The organism is Pelatocladus sp. BLCC-F211 (genome assembly GCF_041928655.1).
In the GTDB taxonomy this organism is placed as follows: domain Bacteria; phylum Cyanobacteriota; class Cyanobacteriia; order Cyanobacteriales; family Nostocaceae; genus Pelatocladus.
Genome location: NZ_JBHFLM010000110.1, coordinates 11,570 through 32,576, shown reverse-complemented (window position 1 = coordinate 32,576; position 21,007 = coordinate 11,570). Strand labels below are relative to the sequence as shown.

The following is a 21,007-nucleotide window of genomic DNA, read 5'->3' as shown; positions in this document are numbered from 1 at the left end:
GACCAAAACTTAATGTTCAAATATATCCTTGAATTGCAACAAATCTAGGGAGACTATAGTCGGTAAAAACTCAAAGCATTCTTGAGCAATCTGCAAACGTTCTTCTCGTTCAAGCATTGCGATCAGTTTTTGCTGAACTTTGAGTAAGTAGCGGACATCGTTAGCAGCGTAACTAAGTTGAGCTTCCGTGAGTCGATCAGCGTTTCCCCAATCGGAACTTTGGGAACTTTTATCTAGTTCTACCTGTTCTAGTTCTTGCACCACATCTTTTAAGCCATGACGTGGTGTATAAGTACGAACTAATTTACTAGCTATTTTGGTACAGAAAACAGGATTGACGTAAATGCCGAGATGGTAACGTAAGGTAGCTACATCGAAACGGGCAAAGTGAAATACTTTAACGATATTTGTCGCTTCCAGTAATTTTTTTAAGTTAGGAGCTTCAGTTTGTCCTTTAGCAACACGGATGGCTGTTACTTGTCCTTGGCTATTACATAATTGTACTAAGCACAAGCGATCGCGCTGTGGTATTAATCCCATTGTTTCTGTATCAACTGCGATCGCATCAGCTTGCAAATACTGGGAGAGAGAAGTGTCGCTAAGGTCGCGATCGCAAACTTGAAAATCTTGTAATTCCATGTAATCGTCACAAAAATAACGCAGTGTCTACTAGAAAATAATCCCATCAGACACTACATTATTGTAGTTGGTAGTTGATTGTTGGTGGCTAATAACAATTACCAATTACTAATTACCAATTACTAATTACCAATTAGCAATTACCAATTACCGATTACCAAGAAAAATTTGTGTCAAATAAACTTCACCTTTACTATTGGTCGCCACACCAATTCCGGTTAGATTGTAATTGCCTTTAATGTTGACTAAATGCTCAGGACTTTTGATCCAGCCAGTGACAGCTTCTGCGGCTGGATCATTATATCCTAGATTATAAGCAACATTTTCAGCAGCGCTTATGTAGCGAATAGGAATAGCATTAACTCGTCGTTCAAATCCTTGATGGCTAAAGGGAACTTTACCTCTAGCCATATTTTGACTATGAATTCTTGCTTGTTTAGATATCTTTGCATTTAGAGTTAGTTTTTTTAGACCTAGAGAAGCTCGATATCGATTAATTCGCTCAAAAACTAATTTTTCCAAATCAGTTGTTTTGAAAGTAACAGCAGACGCAATCTGAGGTGATGAAGTCAGTAACGTCTGATTGGCGAATAATTTTTTTGTTGAAGTGTGACCTAGTGAAGTGGTTGTTAACCCACCAGCAAGGACAAGCATACTTAAAGCAGTGCCAAAAGCAGATTGTCGAATCATGAAGGATTACTTAAGTAGTTTACTTGATTGATGAGACATGCACCCTGGATTTTTGTTTCTTGAGATACTCGTATAGTTTTCAGTATTCAAGAACTTTCCAAATGTTTGCCTATCCCGATTTTGGCGTTAATTACAGTTAATTACAATCCTATAAATGTAAAGTAATTTCAAATAAAAAATGAAAACTTCAAGAAGTTAAATAAATACCTAATTTGATTCCAGTATTTGCACTTAATTAAATTTACTGTTTTTCTATATCCTTATACATTTATAACTTCACATCTTTTTTAATAAAAATTAAATAACTATTAAATCGTCTCCATTCCTACTCTTGAAAGCTGGAAAAATTGTTATTTTCCTGAGCGAATAAAGCTTTGAATAGCTGGATTCCATTATTGAGCTAAATTGATGAGTCGAATTAATGGATTTGTTGGACGTCGTCATTTCTTGAAGCTAGCAGGCGCAGGAAGTATTGGTATGGTGTCCAGCGTTACTGGTTGTGATCTACTAAATGTACAACAAGCGATCGCACCCCAAACAACTCTCGCTGATGCTGTAACAGCCAATCGCATTCGGTGTTAGTCCTGAAAAAGCTTTAAGCAGTTGTAGCCAACATTAAATATCAAGCAAATAAGTTAATAGAAGATTCAACAATTTTATCTAGACTTGTTCGTCAAAATAAACTTAAAATTGTTGGCGCTTGTTACGATGTGCATACGAGTAAAGTATCTATCGTAACCTAATAAAAGTCTGTTGCTTGGCAATGTGAGAATTGGTATCAACAAATGCGATTGATCTTATACAGTAAGCCGGGATGCCATTTATGTGAGGGTTTGCAGGAAAAGTTAGAAAAAATTGTAGAGATGCAAAATTTTCCATCTCTACAGCTAGAAATTCGGGATATTACCACTGATGACGATTGGTTTAAAGCTTATCAATATGAGGTTCCTGTCTTGTTTGTAGCCAATCAAGCGAATGACGCTCAGGATAAAGAGAAAATGCAACTCATACCCCGTCCTTCTCCCCGTGCGACAGTACAACAGTTGGAAAATTTACTCCGGAAGTATCTATACTAATCCCTGATCTCTAGTTCCTTTTTTGAAGAGGTTCACAACATGAAACTGCGGGAGTTAATAGCTACTGTAGAAGGGATTTTGCATTTACCTGAGCATCCAGCAATGGACAGTGAGGTGACAGGATTAACAACAAATTCCCATGCTACCATTCCAGGAGATTTATTTATTGGTATGCCCGGAACACGGGTTGATGGTGGGGATTTTTGGCAAAGTGCGATCGCAGCTGGTGCTGTAGCAGTAATCATATCTCCTAACGCCGCACAGAAACACCCCCCCACCCCAGACGCTTGTGTCATTACCGCCACAGACATGACAAAAGCCTGCGCCCAATTAGCTAAAGTTTTTTATGATTATCCAGGACAAAAACTCAAGCTTGTGGGGGTAACAGGTACAAATGGCAAAACCACAACCACCCATCTGATTGAATATTTCCTTCACAAAGCCAATAAACCTACGGCTTTAATGGGTACTTTGTATACTCGTTGGCCAGGTTTCACCCAAACTGCCATTCATACCACACCGTTTGCAGTCGAACTGCAACAGCAGCTAGCAGCAGCCATAGCTGCTGGTAACGAGTATGGTGTGATGGAAGTTAGTTCCCACGCTTTGGCACAAGGACGGGTAATGGGTTGCCAATTTGAAGTTGGGGTGTTTAGTAATCTGACTCAAGACCATCTCGACTTTCACCGCGACATGGAAGATTACTTCGCGGCCAAAGCTTTGCTATTTAATTCTGATTATCTCAAAGGGCGGGCCATAATTAACGCTGATGATGCCTACGGACAGCGATTAATTACATCTTTAGATGCAAATAAAGTTTGGAGTTATAGTGTCAGCAATTCCACTGCTGATTTATGGATGAGTGATTTAAGTTACGAACCAAATGGTGTGAGTGGTAAACTGCACACACCAAAAGGTGATGTCGCTTTTCGCTCACCCCTAGTTGGTCAATATAATCTGGAAAATCTTTTGGCAGCAATAGGAGCAGTTTTACACTTAGGTTTAGATTTAGAATTGGTGGTATCTGTAATACCAGAGTTTCCGGGAGTTCCCGGACGGATGGAAAGAGTACAGGTGAATCCACAACAGGACATCAGTGTGATTGTAGATTATGCTCACACTCCTGATAGTTTAGAGAACTTGCTCAAAGCTGCGCGTCCGTTTATTCCTGGTAAGATGATTTGTGTGTTTGGTTGCGGAGGAGATAGGGATAGAACTAAGCGCCCCAAAATGGGGAAAATAGCCGCCGAACTAGCTGACGTAGCAGTAGTGACATCCGATAATCCCCGTACTGAAGATCCAGAGCAGATATTGCAGGACATTTTAACAGGAATACCGGAAACAATTCAGCCAATAGTGATCTGCGATCGCGCTACCGCCATTCGGAGTGCAATTTTGCAAGCACAACCTGGAGATGGTGTCCTGCTAGCTGGTAAAGGTCACGAAGATTACCAAATTCTGGGAACCGAAAAAATCCACTTTGATGACAGAGAACACGCACGCGACGCCTTAGAAGAAAAGCTAAGGACTAGAGCTTAGAGATTGGGGACAAGGGGAGCCAGTGCGTTGCGGAGGTTCCACGCCACCTGCTTTATGCCGGGGAACCCGTCCACCGCAGTGGCTCCTCCGTTGTAGCACCTGGCGTGGACAAGGGAGACAAGGGAGAATTTTTCTTCTTTGTTTCTTCCTCTCCTTGTCTTACTCTTTAAAGACAATTTATAAATACTGAATCGGCGTTCTCGGAACTGGAAATAAGTAGTATAAAATTATTCCACATTCCCCTACCAATGACAAATGACAAATAACAAATGACAAATAACAAATAACAAATGAATGTTTCTCTGGTTCAGGAACTATCAATATTTCAACTGGCTTTGGGTGGACAAACATCTCCTCCAGTGTCGTCAGTGACTCCTGCTACTCTGCTATCACTATTGAAGTCACAAATAGATTTATTAATAGAACAGCAGATTCCAGCAACTTTATGGGTAAAATTGCCACCAGGAAAAATTTGGCATTCAGAAATTCAGCGCTATCAGCAGCAGTTTGATAATTCTGGAGTAGTTTATAATTGCCAAATTGAGAATGTGGGGAATACTTTGCTTGATGGGGGAACTCAGAGAAACACTCCCTCTATAATTTCACCATCCCAAACCTATGGAAAATCTCCCAAGGCGCATTTACACCCCAGTTCAAAAATAGATCGAGAGTATTTCTTAATAGTATTATCAGCCAACTTTTGCAGCTTAACAGTAGCTGAAAGAGCAATTAAAAATCAGAGAAATTTGTTGACAATAACTACTATTGAACCACTAATAATCCAGCAGGTATTAGATGGTATCAAACAAGCAATAGTGCCAGAAAAATTTGCGATCGCACCAGATGATTTAATTTGTACTAGTACGCCTGAACCAGCATTGATGAGTCAATTGTTGACAAAACAACTGCAACGACAAGATGAAATTAACCGTCAAATTATTTCTCAGCGCATAGCCAAGATAGAACAGCAAAAACAAGCACTACACCATAGTTTGCTACTCAAAGACGAATTCTTAAGTAATGTTTGTCATGAACTGCGTACACCTCTGACGCACATGAAGACAGCTTTAAGTCTATTAAATTCGGCTAGTCTGAAAAACCCCCAACGCCAGCGCTATTCCCAAATGCTCAATACTCAATGCGATCGCCAAAATTCGCTAATTCATGGCGTCTTAGAACTGGTGCAGGTTGAGCATAATTTGGAAGCAATGCACCTAGAGACAGTACACCTTGCAGACATTGTACCTGGAGTAGTTAGTACCTATCAGCCCCTAGCACAAGAAAAAGGGATTATGTTAGCCTACACCGTACCGACAGACCTCCCTGCTGTTTGGTGTGTAAGTGGAGGAGTTAGGCAAATTGTCATTCATCTGCTTTCCAATGGCATTAAATATACTCCCAAAGGAGGCCAAGTTTGGGTGCGGGGACGTCTCCAAGGCAATTATGTTCAATTAGAATTTCGTGATAGCGGTATCGGTATTGGCGAAAGCGAAATTCCCAAAATTTTTGACCGTTTTTATCGCGTGCGTCCACTACCAATAGAAGATCCTGGTGGTGCAGGCTTGGGTCTGACAATTGTACAACAACTACTACACGGGTGTGGTGGCTCTATTTCTGTTAAAAGCAAACCTTCTGAAGGTTCTACTTTTACAGTCCAGTTAGCCGCTGTCCTTGACAAAAAGTCGTAGAAAGTGGAGACAAGGGAGACATGGAAAAATTGCTGCATCTACTTTAGGATTACCTGACTACGGTTTTCTGACTGCAACCGTACTACTTTGATAGTGTGAGGGGTGCTTGGAGTGTGGCGGGTGTGGGGTGTGCTTGGAGTAAAAACCAGTAACAACCAACAAATAACAATATCTACAGATGCATGTGTGGTGCGATCGCGCTAGTTTGTTTACTAGCCGATAAAAAAAAACACTTTTTAATGAATCAAAGTTTAACTGTTGTTCCTAATCAAGAACATAGCACCACAGAAAATCCTGTTGTTAAGCAACAACAGCTATCTATCAAGCAACTGATCATCCTGAGTGTAGAGTTACTTTTGGCTATACCCTTTGGTTTAGCTCTATTTCATTTTAATTTTGGTGGTATTGCTTGGATTTTTGGCGGAATCATTTCTGGTGCGCTGGTATTCCAGATATGTCGGGTTTTTTATAACTATTCACCTAAACCTAACCGCGCTGCTAGACAGGTGGGAATGATGTTGGTGGGTATAACTATCGGTGCTTCTAATGCCCATGCTAATTTAGCCAATATTACCGCTGGTGTTCCAGTTTTTGTTTTCCTCACCTTGTTTCTAATGCTCTGTGGAGGTTGCATTGGCTACATTTATTCTCGTTTGAGCAAAACTAATCTTTTGACATCAATGCTGGCTACAGTTCCGGGTGGTGTGGGGGTGATGTCAGCTATTGCGGCAGATTACAACAAAAATGTCACTTTGGTAGCCTTAGTACAAGCGCTACGAGTCACAAGCGTAGTTTTCCTTATTCCCTTAATAGCCAGAGTCACAAATCATACCTCTACTCAACCACAGATATCATCTACTAATCAGCCATATTCTCTAGAGCTACTTTTGTTAGTATTGGTCATCAGTACATTAGCAGTTTATATAGCTAAATTATTGAAAGTTCCTGCTGCTCCTTTTTTCGCCTCGTTATTAGTGGGAATAACATTTAATCCAATTCTCCATTGGCTACCTTTGGGAGGTGATATCTACTTTACTCCACCACTCTTGATCAAATTACTGGGTCAAACGCTGTTGGGAATTACTATTGGTGAGTATTGGGGCGAAAAACCAACTTTCCAAAAACGAACTATAGGATATGCTTTGATCTCAGTCGCAATGACTCTTGCTGCTGGGGTTGCTGCTACTTTGCTGGCGATGCAATTAACCTCTTGGGATTGGTTAACTTGTCTTTTGGTGACAGCACCTGGAGGAGCTGCGGAAATTATTTTAGTTGCTTTGACACTAGATCATAATGTAGAAATTGTTACAGCAGGTCATGTTGTACGACTAATTGCCATTAATAGTTTCCTGCCTATTTGGATATTTTTGTTTCGCCATTTTGAAAATAAAGAAGATAGAAGGAAAACGGTATAAAATGGTGTAAATCTGGAAGATGAAAATTTCTTGGTGTCTTAGTGTCTTAGTGTTGAAAAATTGACTTTTGAACCACTAAGACACCAAGACACAAAGATGAAAAGCCTAAAATTAGGGAAATTTTTTGAGGATAAACCGGATTCCTATACGATGTTCAAAAGCCCGCTGCGTTACCCTGGTGGCAAATCCAAAGCACTGAATACAATTGCTAAATACTTACCAGATAATTTTTCGGAATTTCGCGAACCTTTTGTCGGGGGTGGTTCTGTATTTATCTACCTCAAACAAAAGTTTCCAGACCGAAAATTTTGGATTAACGATTTAAATCCTGAATTGTACTTTTTTTGGAAAATTGCTCAATCAAATTTACCTCACCTAGTTAAAGAATTGCGTCTGATCAAAGATAAATATACAAATGGTAGATTATTATTTCAAGAATTGACCAGTATAGAAAATACTAAGACTTTAACTGAACTTGATAGGGCAGTGCGTTTTTTTGTTCTCAATAGAATTACCTTTTCTGGCACTGTGGAATCAGGTGGATTTTCACAAGAAGCTTTTCATAAAAGATTTACTCATTCTTCTATAGAACGTTTAGAAAAATTAGAAAATATTTTAACAGATGATATAAAAATTACGAATTTAGATTACAGTCAACTTTTAACCACAGAACAAGAAGACATATTTTTATTTTTAGATCCTCCTTATTTTATTGCTACAAAATCAAAGCTCTATGGTCGAGATGGTAATTTACATATTTATTTTGACCATAAAAACTTCGCTGAAATAGTGAAAAAATGTCATCATAAGTGGCTGATAACATATGATAATTCGCCCCAAATCCGAGATAATTTTAAATCATTAAATATCTATGAATGGGAATTACAGTATGGAATGAATAACTATAAACAGAGTGGAGCAGCCAAAGGGAAAGAATTAATAATTACTAATTACCAACCCAAAGAAGAAATAGAGAAAGAATTAATAGTACTGACTTCTAACTGATAGCTGACACATCCTACAAGTCCTTGACTAGCATTTCAGTAAAAATAAAATCACTGTAGGGTGTGTTAGGCGCATTTTTTGATCTCAATTTTTCACGAAAAACATGATAAAAGCGCCTAACGCACCCTACTGGACTGTCTAGGCTAAAATAGTGCATTAGATTTTTAGTTTTTTCAGCGAAGACAGCGCCTACTACGAACTTTTTTCTATTGCACTATATTTAGCCTAGACAGTCCACTACTTAAGATTTAGTTTATAAGGTAAAACTTTCCGAGTTCTAAGCTCAAAGTTCCGAGTTCTAAGCTTGAAGTTCCGAGTTCTAAGCTCAAAGTTCCGAGTTCTAAGCTCAAAGTTCCGAGTTCTAAGCTCAAAGTTCCGAGTTCTAAGCTCAAAGTTCCGAGTTCTAAGCTCAAAGTTCCGAGTTCTAAGCTCGAAGTTCCGAGTTCTAAGCTCAAAGTTCCGAGTTCTAAGCTCGAAGTTCCGAGTTCTAAGCTTGAAGTTCCGAGTTCTAAGCTCAAAGTTCCGAGTTCTAAGCTTGAAGTTTGAGGTTCTGAAGGTGAAATGTAATGTTTTGGGAGTATAGTCGCGAACAAAATCGCGATTTCTTTTCGCTATCTTTATGATCACCTCATGCTGTAACGCACCCTTGATTTTTAAGTCAAGACGCGATTTATCGCGTCTCTACAAGTGGTCTATCTGTCGCATTCTTTTTTCAAATAGGGATAACTGATAACTGTCTTTCAAGCTACACCATAGTCTGTATATTGTCGCAACTCTGGTGGACGGAACCCAAGTACAATATGCTCTATGGGAATTCCTGCTCGTTCTAAATCTGCTGCAATCCCTTCTTCTGTCCCATCTCTTTGAATCCAAATCTTGCCATCAATCAAGTCAATATGCACCAAGCATCCCAACCGATATCCATCCACAGGTAGCGATCGCGGGTGCTTAATATTCTCGTCTATGCAGTCCCAAAAAGGGAGCAAGAACCACTCCAGCGACAAAACCACCAATGTGCGCCCAGTAAGCAATTCCCCCGGTCTCTACACTCATATTGGCTGCTGCTTGTAGACTTGCAAAACCAGAAATCAAATTTTGAATAAAGTAAAGCCCAATCAGAAATAAGGCTGGAATTCTCACAGTTGTGACAAAAATACCTAAAAATATTAATGTGACAACTCTTGACTGGGGAAATGCAATAATATAGCCTCCTAAAATTCCAAAAATTGCACCACTTGCTCCCAATGAAGGAATCCCAGAATTCATACTGATAAACCACTGACATAGGGCAGCAAAAGCACCACAAATCAGATAATAAGTTATATACTTAAAATGCCCCAGTTTATCTTCGATATTATTACCAAAAACAAACAGAAATAGCATATTTGAAATTAAATGCCACCAACCACCATGAAGAAATTGGGACGTAAATAATGTTGTCCATTCGCCAGTGAAGTTGGTAGTTAATTGTTCAGGGATAACTGCATATAACTGCAAAAACTGATTTAGTTGTTCATTTGATAGTTGAAGTTCATGCAGAAAAATTAGAACGTTCATCCCAATCAACCCATAGGTGATGTATGGGGTAGTTCGCGTTGGATTTTCGTCGTACAAAGGAAACACAGGTGTTGTTCCTAATAATCTATATAACTGCAATATAGCTTGTGTGATTACTCAATGAATAATCATAATTAAGATGCAAGTAATAAAAATGACATGCTATGCTTGTATCGACCAAGTATTTAACTATATTTTATTTTTTCAATTTTTATTTGCCGAGCTAAGTAAATACTAACAACGATAAAGTAGATATATTTCTTTTATTACTATGTATCCAGTAATATTACTTATAAATTTGATATTATTTTTCTCTCAACCCTCGCTAAACTCTAAACCATTGCTCGAATAAGCTGTCAAATGAACACACATACTACTCAAAACATAACTGACATCATTGATCACCATCTTTCCTTTGCAGAAAAAACTGTCCAAAAATATTCAAAACAGACAAACTTAGATTCTCAAAGCATAGCGTTGTTTGAGCATAATTTTATACAACTGTGGCAAGAACTTACACATAGTTTTGAGAAACTGCTTCAGGAATTAGGTAAAAAGCGGCAAAATGTAGATACCGACTTAAAAAAACAAGTAGAAGTAACTTTGCAAATTTGTCGAACTGATACAGGAATTCCTTCTATATCAGAGATAGAAAGGCGGGTTCAGATTGAGAATAGCTATGAAATTGTCTACGAACAGTACCTGAATGAAGTTCGCGCTCATTTTTTGCAAAATTTATTATCTCTAGAGCATGAACTCGGGCGATCGCTTGAGCGAGTAAAATCTCAAATAGCAGAGATACTGATTAACAAGACAATTTTGGGAAAATTCACAGCCAGCAAAAGTTCTGAATTTATCCAAGTACTAGCAACAATAATACCAGATCAACTTATTTCAACTATACCAAGTCAGCTAAAAATTGCATTTCAAATATTGGCTGAGTGTAAACTGAGCTATCGAGAATTTATACTTTATCGCATTCGTCCCCATATAGATGGATTAACTCCAAAACAGCCAGAAACTCCTCAGTTGACGAATTCGCCTTCTGCGGAACAAATATTTCTCAATCTCAAGATAGCTCATGCCCAAAGTCTTCGTAAATGTGAAATAGCTTTAAAACAGTTGCTGAGTGAGCCTAATGAACTTGCTTTTGCGATCGCAGAAGAATTTGTTGATCGCACAATTCGTACAGCAGATGTGGAGAATGAATGGCAAGTTTTACTACAAAAAGTACAACCAAATTGGGATGATTTTTTTGCTAAACCAGAACAAATTCAACGCAAGTGGATTCACTCTACACAACAAACTACAGATACAAATATAGTAGTGAGCGAAGTAGATACAATCTTTACACTGATGGATTTTTAACTTAAACTTGCAAGCCATACATTTATTTGCACGCTTGCTAAAATCCAAAACCAAGATAATTTGGGGTAGACATTGCTACCCCAGAGAAAGTTATTAATTTGATGCTTCAGTAGATCAGCCTGAATAAATTTCTTTCGTTATAAAATATACTAACAACGAAATATCATTTATATTTCCTGCTAACGATTAAATTGTTGACGACGTGAAGCTTTATTTGCACGCATTTCTTGTAGTTTTTGTCTTTGTTCAGGAGTCAAAACCGCGTCAATTTGAGATTTTTGAGACTCCATGATTTGTCGCATTTGAGCTTTCTGATCTTCGGTAAGATTGAGGGAGGCTTTTAAATTGCGTCTTTCTTGACGATTTGCTTGACGATCTTTCTTTGCATTTGCGAGTTGTTCCCGTTGTTGTGGGGTAAGAATTGCATCCATTTTAGCCTTTGTATTCCGGCGAATTTCTGCTATTTGGGTTTTTTGTGTATCTGTTAGTCCTAAATTTTGGAATGGGCCTTTATCTTGAGGAACTTGTGCAACTTCAAAAGAAGATGAGGTTGTTTGTGCTTGGACTGCAAAGGGAATAGCAGTTAAACTCAGAGCAACAGCACCAGCAATCAGTGATAATTTTTTGAGTTTCATTTGCGACCTCTAGCGTTTTCTGTGTTTATTTGTCTCTATCTTAAGAATTTATATTTAACAGTCACATGAGGAGAAAGTCACATATAGCCCATGACTTAAGTCATGTTTGTGACGTGACCAATAATATAATGTAAACTCACAGATATCTGTCTACAATTAGTTTTAGTTATACCAATTCTTCGTGAAGCTGCATAGAATTTTTGCCCCCCCCCAACCCCCCCCCCCCCGCGGGGGGGGGGGGGGCAGCCCGGGGGGGGGGGGTGTTTTGGGGGTGAAAGATTAAATGTTTTTTAAAAAAAAAAAAAAAAAAAAAAAAAAAAAAGTTTTTTTTTTATTTATTTTTTTTTTTTTTTCTAATACCTTTTCTTTTTGAAGACGAATACAACCACCCCCCCCCGGCTTCGCCACCCCCCCCCGCTTGGGGGGTGGGTTTGGGGGTGGGGTAAAATTCTATGCAGCTTCACGAAGAATTGGTATAAGCTCCTTGATTATTACTGGAATGCAAAAAAACTAGTTTAATATTTCCGTTTCTCTAACAAAATAAAGCTAGGCGTCACTACTTCCTAAGCATACAAGATAGAGGGCTAATAACGTGAGTATTTTAAACACAATAATCTCTAAAAATCAAAACAATCTAAAATTTTCAGAGTTTTGTCACAAGCAAAATCAAGTTTGGCAAGGTTCTTTAGATTCTCTCTCTTTTGATCAAGAAGGTATAAAAAATAAGCTACTGAATTTAGAGAAACCTTGTTACATTATTAGATTAGATGATGAAATTGGTGTAACCAACGAAGGTTATTTACACCATTCCAATGGACAAACAGGAAAAGTGGAAATGCTGATAGCTATTCCACCGCTAGCTATTCAACAGTTAGGCGATCGCAATTTCTTGGATTTTTACAATGTTAAATATGCTTATATGACTGGTGCAATGGCTCATGGTATTGCTTCTGAAGAACTAGTCATTGCTCTTGGGAAAGAAAGAATTTTAAGCTCATTTGGCGCAGGAGGACTATCTCCTTGCCGTGTCGAAGCAGCTATTAACCGGATTCAACAAGCTTTACCAGAAGGCCCTTACGTTTTTAACTTACTTCATAGCCCCAGCGAACCTGCGATTGAACGTAGTACTGTTGATTTGTATCTCAAATATCAAGTGAGAACCATAGAAGCTTCTGCTTTCCTAGATTTAACTGACAACATCGTCTACTATCGATCTGCTGGGCTTAGTTTAAATGCAGCCAATCAAATCGAAATCAAAAATAAAGTCATTGCTAAAATTTCTCGCAGAGAAGTTGCAAGCAAATTTCTTCAGCCTGCTCCTATAAAAATTCTCAAGCAATTAGTTGAACAAGGTTTAATCAGCGAATTTCAGGCAAAACTAGCCGAACAAGTTCCAATGGCAGATGATATCACTGTAGAAGCTGATTCTGGTGGTCATACAGATAATCGTTCTCTAGTTTGCCTCTTACCCTCAATTTTAGAATTGAGAGATGAAATTCAAAATAAATACTGTTACGAAAAACCTGTTCGAGTTGGAGCAGCAGGAGGGATTGCAACTCCTCAATCAGCATTAGCTGCTTTTATGATGGGTGCTTCTTATGTTGTCACTGGTTCTATTAATCAGTCTTGTGTTGAAGCTGGAACTTCTCAACATACAAAACAATTATTGGCTCAAGCCGAGATGGCTGATGTGATGATGGCTCCAGCAGCAGATATGTTTGAAATGGGGATCAAACTTCAAGTTTTAAAAAGAGGAACTTTTTTCCCTCTACGGGCGCAAAAATTACTGGATTTATATAAAACATATGACTCAATTGAAGACATTCCAGCGGAAGAAAAAGATAAACTAGAAAAACAAGTTTTTAGAAATAATTTTGAAGTTATTTGGAAGGAAACCACAGCCTATTTATCCCAAAGAAATCCCGATAAATTAATCAAGGCTGCCAACAATCCTAAACTGAAAATGGCTCTCATTTTCCGTTGGTATCTTGGATTGTCATCTCGCTGGTCTAACTCTGGGGAAAAAGGTCGAGAAATTGATTATCAAATCTGGTGTGGTCCAGCAATGGGTAGTTTTAATGACTGGGTAAAAGGTACTTATATCGCTGAACCAAATAATCGGAAAGTTGTTGATATTGCTAACCATATTATGAGAGGAACTGCATTTTTATTCCGAATGCAGAGTTTGCAAATCCAAGGATTGCAAATGCCAGTTAACTACATTCAGTATCAGCCAAAATAGAAATTATCAAAGTTATGAAACGTATATTGGTTGTTTATTACTCACAATCGGGGGATGTGACTCGCGCAGCCGAATCTTTTACCAAATATCTCAAGATACCAGAAGTCGAGCTTACCTGGGAGTGTATTAAACCAAGAGATAATTATCCTTCTCCTTGGAATTTATATAAGTTTTTTGATGTTTTTCCGGAATGTGTGAACGAAGAGCCTCCGGCTATCTCTCCACCGAAATTTGCTCAAGATGAGAAGTTCGATTTGGTTATTCTTGCTTATCAAGTTTGGTTTTTGGCACCATCTTTACCAATTCAGGGATTTTTAAAATCCAAGTATGCAAAAGTTTTGAAGGATACAAAAGTTATCACTTTAATAGTTTGTCGAAATATGTGGCACTCCGCCTCAGAAATGATGAAGAGAATGATTGCTGAAGTTGGAGGTATTCATATCGACAATGTAGTTTTGACTCATCAAGGGCCACCTTTAGCTACCTTCATTACCACTCCCCGGTTACTGTTGACTGGGAAAAAAAACAGATTTTTGGGAGTATTACCTGCTGCGGGGGTTATAGATGAAGATATCTATGCACTATCAAGATTTGGCAAGCGTTTAGCCAACAATATCGAGGCGTTAAGTGATTATTCTCATCAGCCAATGCTTAAAGGACTTGGAGCTATTGAAGTAAATAAACGCTATGTGATTCCGGAATTAATTGGGCGGATACTATATCGACCATGGGCTAAGATAGCTCGTTTTTTTGGTAAGCAGGGAAGCTGGAGGAGAATACCAATTATCTGTATTTTTGCGCTTCAGCTTATATTTGCTATTCCAATTGTCCTTATAGTTTCCACTGTTGTTCAATTTCTATTTGCTCCACTGATTCATAAAAAAATAACGTCTTATGTTGAGCTTCTAAAATCCCCATCTGGTGTGGGTTAGAAGTTAACAGTAACTAATTGCTTTCAGGGAAACACCTTTATAAATTTGACCAATACTTCTTTGATGGTACAAGCCCCTATTCCCCCAAATTGGGGGTTAGGGGAAGGGGCTGTGGAGTCAATCCAAAATCGTTCGACTGAGCGCTCACGGCGAAGTCCAAAATCTAAAATCGAATGACGTTTTGCTAAGTTCTTTGGAGAAGATTATGAATTCAGCATACATTACAGGTCTAGGAGTTTTTCTACCTAATGAACCAGTAAATAATGAGGAGATTGAAAATGTTCTTGGGTTAGTTAACGGAAAGCCTTCTCGATCTAAAAATCGAATTCTCAAAAACAACGGTATCAAATCTAGATATTATGCAATAGATCCAAAAACTGGCAAGCAAACCCATACTAATGCACAATTAACAGCCCAAGCAGTACGTGTTCTTACAAAAAACACTAATCTTTTCTTAGAAGAAATAGAGTGTTTGGTCTGTGGTACATCTTCTCCAGATCAGATTATTCCTAACCATGCTCTTATGGTACATGGAGAGCTTGGATGTCCTCCCTGTGAGGTTGTAGCCACAAGTGGTGTTTGCTGCTCAGGGATGACTGCATTCAAGTATGGATACATGAACGTATCTTCTGGTTGGAGCAAAAATGCTGTAACAACAGGATCAGAAGTTGCATCAACTGCATTTAAGGGGATGTACTTTCAACCAGAAATAGAAGCAAAAATTCAAGATTTGGCAGCAAAACCGATCATAGCTTTTGAGAAGGATTTTTTGAGGTGGATGCTTTCCGATGCCGCAGCAGCAGTGTTGATAACGGATACTCCTCGTCAAAATGGTATTTCACTCAGAATAGATTGGGTTGATATCATCTCTTTTGCTAATGAGCTGGAGACTTGTATGTATGCGGGAGGTGTAAAGAAAGCCGATGGTTCTTTACAAGGGTGGCGGGAAGTCGAAAATCCAGAACAAGTATGGAAAGAGAGTTATTTTGCCTTAAAGCAGGATGCAAAATTGCTAGGGGAAAATGTAGTTCCCTATGGAATTCAAAAAGGCTTTGCACAAGTGCGAGATAAACATAACCTAAAAGTCGATGATATCACTTGGTATTTGCCTCACTACTCATCAGAACATTTCAAGCAGCCACTTTACGATGAATTGGTGGGAATTGGATTTGAGATTCCGTTTGATAAATGGTTTACTAACCTAACCTACAAAGGTAATACAGGTTCTGCCTCTATCTTTGTTATGTTAGAAGAATTAATGTCATCAGGAAAATTAGAACCAGGTGATAAAATATTTTGCTTGATTCCCGAAAGTGCTAGATTTTTATACGCCTATATGCTTTTGACAGTGGTTTAATGTGTGGTGCATAGCTACTACTAAACCAACCCAATATTGACGGGTGAAGACGGCGTGGGGACGCGGTGAATGTTTGCGCCACCCGTTATGAATGAAAAAAACAAGTCAAACCCTCTTGCCTTCTGCCTTGTTTCTTCAGAGATTGAAGTAAGCTCCAGGTTTAATTCAGATGGAAAATCTATTGAGCAAATTGGAAAGTGATATCAATGCCAACTTTTTAAGGGTATTTAATGTCAGCACACCCGGTAGCGACTTACTTTTCAGGAGCGAAAACAGTGAACTTATGTGGGGTCGCTCTGGAAATGATACTTTTGTGGGTTTGAAACCTGGTGATGATCATTTCGCTCAACCGCAAATTGATATTATCCTGGGTGATGCAGACTTAATGGCAGCGCTACAGGGTAGTCAGCTTCACTGGGGCGACAGATTTGTTCTTGGTGATTGGAAACAGCCATATTATACCGACGCTAAAGGACTTGATTTTGGTTTAAAGCAATTTGCTTCAATTTTAGACTTCAACCCCTGGCAGGATGTCATTCAGCTACATGGCACATCAGAAGACTATCACTTGGTCAAATCTCCCGTAGGAACAGCAATATTTTGGAAGCAGGGAACTGTACCTGACCTTGTAGCCGTTTTACCTGGGATTCATCATTTGAGTCTTGAGGGAGATTACTTCCAGTATGAGGGCTACACCCCACCACCTGGACCAGTACAAAATAAGACTCAGCAATTGGGGACTGCCGATTTTGACATACTTACAAGTTCAGCCACAGATCCCTTTGGTAATTTATATGTAGCAGGAGGGACTAGCGGCTCGTTGAGAAAAGATAATGCGGGGTCTAATGATGTCTTGGTGGGTAAGTATGATAGCGATGGCAATCAGCAGTGGTTTCAACAGTTTGGTACTGCCAGTGCTGACTTAGCTACTAGCATCGCCACTGACAACAAAGGTAACTTCTATCTAGCAGGAATATCGAAAGGCGATTTTGGGGGAGCCAATCAAGGAGAAGGAAATTATGATGTCTGGGTGGGCAAGTATGACAGCAATGGTAATCAGCAGTGGATTCAACAGTTTGGGACTGAACTGATTGATGCCTCCTTCAGCATGAAAGTTGATGACGATGGCAGTGTTTACCTCACAGGATTCACTATTGAGCAACAACAGGAAGGACTTTTTTTCGAGCCGAATGTCTTCGCGGATGATGTCTGGGTAACTAAGTATGATAGCAATGGCAATCAGCAGTGGTTTCAAGAGTTTGGGAGTTCCGCTTTTGATGAAGCTTACGCTGTTACCGTCAGTAATGACGGCAGTGTTTATTCTACAGGCTGGACTCTGGGTGACTTGGGAGGAAAGAATGCTGGGCAATATGATGTCTGGATTGCCAAGAATGACAACAATGATGGTCAGTTGGAGTGGACTAAACAGTTTGGCACTAAGGATTTTGAATTCCCAAAGGCAATTGACACAGACAGTCAAGGCAATGTCTACATGACAGGATGGACTTTAGGTAACTTGGGAGGAAAGAATGCTGGGTCTGATGATGTTTGGATTAGCAAGTATGACAGCGATGGTAATCGACTGTGGATAAAACAGTTTGGTACTGGCGGTGATGATGCATCTTCGGGCATGAAGGTCGATTCAAATGGCAATATTTTTCTAGTGGGATATACCGACAAAAACTTGGAAGGAAGCAATGCCGGCTCTAATGATGCCTGGGTTGCTAAGTACGACAGTGACGGCAATCAGTTGCGGATTCAACAGTTTGGAACATCCAAGTCTGATGCCGCTACCAGTATTACATTAGACAAGTTTGGTAATGTGTTTGTGACAGGAACTACTGAGGGTTCCTTGGGAGCTATTAATGCTGGGTCTGTGGATAGCTGGATAGCCAAGCTCGATTCCGAGTCAGGTACTTTACAAGATTTTAGTGGTACTTAAAAGCAGTTATTTAGATATTGTTTTACAAGCTTCTTCACAGATCAAATCTTTGATTTTACAGAATCCATAAAGAGGGACACATGATAGATAACACTGAAGAGTTAAAGACAAAAAAACAACACCAGATTAAATCTGATATACAGGTCAAGAAGCATTTAAAAGCCACCGAAATCAACTATCGGCGTAACAGGGAGTCCAACTATACTGAGAAAATAACCGAGTTGGATCAAAATTTTGATTACAACAGCCACAGAGATCATTATTGGAGTGATCCTGAGTTTTCAATTCTCTATGGCACTCCACTTTACGATGCAGCTTCTCCCTCGCAAAAGATTGCTCTTAATCATCTATTTTGGGTTGGAGGTTACAATCTTACTGCTGCTAGCGAAGCTAATACAGCTCTTTACAATCAAATAACAGGTAGTGTTTTTTACAACATAGGTGGTTACGAAACCCTCTGTCATGAACTGGATGTAGAAACTTCACAAGAACGTTACCACATTCATGCTTTTCGCACGATTGGTAACTTGACGGAGATGGCCCTGCTAGGTAAGGTAATATTTGGTAATCCCCTCACAGGGAATGAGTCTCAGGTGATTCAAAAGGGTCTAGTTGGGCGTTTGTCGCCTGGACCTATACGGCAGTTATTCGGCTTTAACTGGGGAAGCACACCTTTCTTGGCATCCCAGTACTATGCCTTGCGCTTCATCGCCAATATGATTCTCAAGCTCACAGAACACAGTCGTTCTCAGTATTTCAAGGAGTTAGAAAAGAAAGGTGAGTTTATCCCATCTCCGACGGCTGTCTCCCACTACCATTTCTTGGATGAATCTTTTCACACTACAACTTCGCTGTTGATCGCTCAAGAATTGTACAAGGACTTCCCGAAGCCAACAGCCTACGAGAAATTCATGGCTAATTTTTCAATCTACATGATGCAACTTACGATTCTGAATGGGCTTTCTGCTGGGGCAGTTGCAAGCTTTTCTCCAGATCAACTCTTTGTTATACCCCTAGTCTACAAGATACTAAGGTCTCCTCTATTTGGTATGTCTACCCAAGAAGCACTCTCTTGGATAGAGAGATGCTTCTGTCACGAGCATGAAGGTTTACATTTGAATTTAAAGTATCACCAACGTCTTATTTCAGAACTGTGCAGGTTTTTCGATAAACTAGACTACACATGGCCTATCAATCGTGAAATGCGTGTTATGGCTACAGGAGCCTCGATTAGCAAGGCTGTCCAAAATAACACTAAATTCTTTCATAAGTTCTCCAAGTCTGTCGCCTGTGAGAATAGTAATCCGACTTGATTCATGAACTTACTCGTGAAGACCGGGAACTCTTAACAGGAAGTGTACTGAGTTTTTTTCAAAAATTAAATAGGAATCCAATAGAATTCATTAGATTTAAATATTGAATTTAAGTTGATCAATTTCATGAATCACAGTTACTATGACGTTGTTGTGATTGGAGGCGGCCCTGCTGGCTCCACCTTAGCTACTTTACTGGTTCGGAAAAAATATCAGGTTTTAGTACTCGAACGCGAAAAATTTCCCCGTTTTCATGTAGGGGAGTCTCTGTTACCTGCAACCCAGCTAATCTGGGAAAAGTTAGGAATTGCTGAACCACTACAGCATCTTGGTAACACATTTAAATATGGTACAGAAATTCGGATTGGGCTGAATCCACAGCAGTCTGAATACGAGTACAGCAGACAAGAATTTTATAAATTTCCCAGGCAAAAGCTGCAACAGCGCCCTTATGCATATCAAGTAGAGCGAAGTGAGTTTGACCTGTTTCTGCTTAACCATGCTCGGAAAGAGGGAGCCACAGTTTTTGAGGAGGCAGTGGTTAAAGAAGTCCTTTGGGAAGGTGACGAAGCAACTGGAATCCGTTGGAAAAGTAAAGATAATATTGAATACATCACCAAAGCCAAATGTATAGCTGATTGCTCAGGTCGATACGGCTTAATAACTAGAAGCCGCAAATTCCTAATTCCGAACAAAACGATCAAAACCTCGGCTGTGTTCGGACACTTCAAGCATGTCACCCGTGCTTCTGGTATTCAGCAAGGCTACTTCAACGGCTATGTAATTGAAAACGGTTGGATCTGGTTCATTCCACTTGCATCAGACATCATGAGTGTTGGAGTAGTAATGAATGAGCCAGGAACAAGTTGGTGGAAGCAGAAAAGCCCAGAAGAAATTCTACTCACTTATATTAATCAGTATAAGTTTATCCAAGAGCGGTTTGAGCAGGCCGAACAATTTTCCAAAGTCCGAATGTTGCACAATCTATCCTACGCCTCAAAACAGTCTGTGGGTAATGGCTGGATTCTTGTGGGAGATGCTAATTTCTTTGTTGATCCTCTTTTCTCGTCTGGGGTACACCTCGCCTTTCGTTCGGCAGAAAAAGCAGCAGATGCTATTGATGGGTATTTGAAGAACAATCGAGACAGGAAAGTTTTTCAACACTACCAAAAGTGGAGTCAGAAGGAGCATTTCCATGTTTCCACAACGATGGGCCTCATGTACAAGATGCTGAAATATCGAGTTTCCATGGAGATTCTTGTTAAACTGACTGGCAAGTACAGCAACCACTGGAACAATCCACTATTACGGCGCTTAGTTGCCTGGGGTAGTGGGTATTACGAAGAGTTTCATTTGGTACTTTATTGTTCTTGGGTGTTCTGCATTCTTCTGATCGGGATTGGTAGGGTGTGTGAAAAGTTTTTGGGTATGTCAGCTTGGAATACCCATCCTGAGTTCTACTCAGAATCACCACAGGCGATCGCAAAAACCGTAGAATCCTTGAGAAATGAAAATGTTAGCAATCCAGTTCTATCAACCACTCCAGCCCATGACCTCAATCATCCAGAGCAATCGATGGTTTCAGGTGATTAGGCAGAAACTTGACTAA

General features: G+C 39.5%; 19 protein-coding genes. 13 read left to right on the top strand and 6 right to left on the bottom strand.

The genetic code is table 11. The annotated features are described in order from the left end of the window. Nucleotides 1-9: 9 nt before the first annotated feature. Together ACE1AT_RS13395 and ACE1AT_RS13390 are read right to left on the bottom strand one after the other, a co-directional pair. Nucleotides 10-639, bottom strand: a complete 630-nt coding sequence (locus tag ACE1AT_RS13395; RefSeq protein ID WP_374869040.1) for a ribonuclease H-like domain-containing protein — start codon at nucleotides 637-639, stop codon at nucleotides 10-12. A gap of 147 nt (nucleotides 640-786) precedes the next feature. Next, nucleotides 787-1,329, bottom strand: a complete 543-nt coding sequence (locus ACE1AT_RS13390) for a CAP domain-containing protein (RefSeq protein WP_374869038.1) — start codon at nucleotides 1,327-1,329, stop codon at nucleotides 787-789. A 408-nt stretch (nucleotides 1,330-1,737) separates the two neighbouring features. Between ACE1AT_RS13390 and ACE1AT_RS13385 the strand changes: the two genes are divergently transcribed. The 6 genes from ACE1AT_RS13385 (at nucleotide 1,738) to ACE1AT_RS13360 (ending at nucleotide 8,052) form a co-directional block, all read left to right on the top strand. Then, the gene (locus ACE1AT_RS13385; RefSeq protein ID WP_374869036.1) at nucleotides 1,738-1,911 is read left to right on the top strand and encodes a twin-arginine translocation signal domain-containing protein; all 174 of its coding nucleotides are present in this window, start codon (nucleotides 1,738-1,740) and stop codon (nucleotides 1,909-1,911) included. A gap of 203 nt (nucleotides 1,912-2,114) precedes the next feature. Continuing rightward, nucleotides 2,115-2,405 (top strand): glutaredoxin family protein, encoded by a 291-nt coding sequence (locus ACE1AT_RS13380; protein WP_374869034.1) that lies wholly within the window; start codon nucleotides 2,115-2,117, stop codon nucleotides 2,403-2,405. Nucleotides 2,406-2,444: 39 nt separating this feature from the next. Further along, a complete protein-coding gene (locus tag ACE1AT_RS13375; RefSeq protein WP_374869032.1) occupies nucleotides 2,445-3,944 on the top strand; it encodes a UDP-N-acetylmuramoyl-L-alanyl-D-glutamate--2,6-diaminopimelate ligase in 1,500 nt (499 codons plus the stop codon). 290 nt (nucleotides 3,945-4,234) lie between these two features. Next, entirely contained in the window at nucleotides 4,235-5,632 is a 1,398-nt protein-coding gene (locus ACE1AT_RS13370; protein WP_374869030.1) for a DICT sensory domain-containing protein, read from the top strand. 239 nt (nucleotides 5,633-5,871) lie between these two features. Next, on the top strand, nucleotides 5,872-7,047 hold the full coding sequence (locus ACE1AT_RS13365; protein WP_374869028.1) for an AbrB family transcriptional regulator: 1,176 nt from the start codon (nucleotides 5,872-5,874) through the stop codon (nucleotides 7,045-7,047). 150 nt (nucleotides 7,048-7,197) lie between these two features. Then, nucleotides 7,198-8,052: a DNA adenine methylase gene (locus ACE1AT_RS13360; RefSeq protein ID WP_374869151.1), complete on the top strand. Its 855-nt coding sequence runs from the start codon at nucleotides 7,198-7,200 to the stop codon at nucleotides 8,050-8,052. A gap of 248 nt (nucleotides 8,053-8,300) precedes the next feature. Here the strand turns inward: ACE1AT_RS13360 and ACE1AT_RS13355 are convergent, their stop codons facing one another. The 3 genes from ACE1AT_RS13355 to ACE1AT_RS13345 all read right to left on the bottom strand — a co-directional run bounded on the left by ACE1AT_RS13355 (nucleotide 8,301) and on the right by ACE1AT_RS13345 (nucleotide 9,675). Beyond that, the gene (locus ACE1AT_RS13355) at nucleotides 8,301-8,645 is read right to left on the bottom strand and encodes a hypothetical protein (RefSeq protein WP_374869026.1); all 345 of its coding nucleotides are present in this window, start codon (nucleotides 8,643-8,645) and stop codon (nucleotides 8,301-8,303) included. Nucleotides 8,646-8,792: 147 nt separating this feature from the next. Beyond that, on the bottom strand, nucleotides 8,793-9,038 hold the full coding sequence (locus ACE1AT_RS13350) for an element excision factor XisI family protein (RefSeq protein ID WP_374869024.1): 246 nt from the start codon (nucleotides 9,036-9,038) through the stop codon (nucleotides 8,793-8,795). Continuing rightward, on the bottom strand, nucleotides 9,001-9,675 hold the full coding sequence (locus ACE1AT_RS13345) for a rhomboid family intramembrane serine protease (protein ID WP_374869149.1): 675 nt from the start codon (nucleotides 9,673-9,675) through the stop codon (nucleotides 9,001-9,003). Before ACE1AT_RS13345 ends, ACE1AT_RS13350 begins: the two co-directional genes overlap by 38 nt. Before the next feature lie 294 nt (nucleotides 9,676-9,969). Here ACE1AT_RS13345 and ACE1AT_RS13340 point away from each other — a divergent pair, with 294 nt between their 5' ends. After that, nucleotides 9,970-10,977, top strand: coding sequence for a hypothetical protein (locus ACE1AT_RS13340; RefSeq protein ID WP_374869022.1), 1,008 nt, complete (start codon nucleotides 9,970-9,972; stop codon nucleotides 10,975-10,977). A 179-nt stretch (nucleotides 10,978-11,156) separates the two neighbouring features. Here ACE1AT_RS13340 and ACE1AT_RS13335 read toward each other — a convergent pair whose 3' ends face one another. Next, nucleotides 11,157-11,612: a Spy/CpxP family protein refolding chaperone gene (locus ACE1AT_RS13335; protein ID WP_374869020.1), complete on the bottom strand. Its 456-nt coding sequence runs from the start codon at nucleotides 11,610-11,612 to the stop codon at nucleotides 11,157-11,159. A 592-nt stretch (nucleotides 11,613-12,204) separates the two neighbouring features. Between ACE1AT_RS13335 and ACE1AT_RS13330 the strand changes: the two genes are divergently transcribed. From ACE1AT_RS13330 to ACE1AT_RS13305, 6 genes are all read left to right on the top strand, one after another. Further along, the gene (locus tag ACE1AT_RS13330) at nucleotides 12,205-13,854 is read left to right on the top strand and encodes a PfaD family polyunsaturated fatty acid/polyketide biosynthesis protein (RefSeq protein ID WP_374869019.1); all 1,650 of its coding nucleotides are present in this window, start codon (nucleotides 12,205-12,207) and stop codon (nucleotides 13,852-13,854) included. 14 nt (nucleotides 13,855-13,868) lie between these two features. Continuing rightward, nucleotides 13,869-14,786, top strand: a complete 918-nt coding sequence (locus ACE1AT_RS13325) for a hypothetical protein (RefSeq protein WP_374869017.1) — start codon at nucleotides 13,869-13,871, stop codon at nucleotides 14,784-14,786. A gap of 205 nt (nucleotides 14,787-14,991) precedes the next feature. Continuing rightward, complete coding sequence (locus ACE1AT_RS13320; protein WP_374869015.1) at nucleotides 14,992-16,143, top strand: beta-ketoacyl-ACP synthase III; 1,152 nt, start codon at nucleotides 14,992-14,994, stop codon at nucleotides 16,141-16,143. A 169-nt stretch (nucleotides 16,144-16,312) separates the two neighbouring features. Then, nucleotides 16,313-18,085 (top strand): SBBP repeat-containing protein, encoded by a 1,773-nt coding sequence (locus tag ACE1AT_RS13315; protein ID WP_374869013.1) that lies wholly within the window; start codon nucleotides 16,313-16,315, stop codon nucleotides 18,083-18,085. Between the two features lie 80 nt (nucleotides 18,086-18,165). Further along, the gene (locus ACE1AT_RS13310; protein ID WP_374869011.1) at nucleotides 18,166-19,398 is read left to right on the top strand and encodes a hypothetical protein; all 1,233 of its coding nucleotides are present in this window, start codon (nucleotides 18,166-18,168) and stop codon (nucleotides 19,396-19,398) included. Nucleotides 19,399-19,524: 126 nt separating this feature from the next. Further along, a complete protein-coding gene (locus ACE1AT_RS13305) occupies nucleotides 19,525-20,991 on the top strand; it encodes an NAD(P)/FAD-dependent oxidoreductase (protein WP_374869009.1) in 1,467 nt (488 codons plus the stop codon). Nucleotides 20,992-21,007 lie beyond the last annotated feature (16 nt).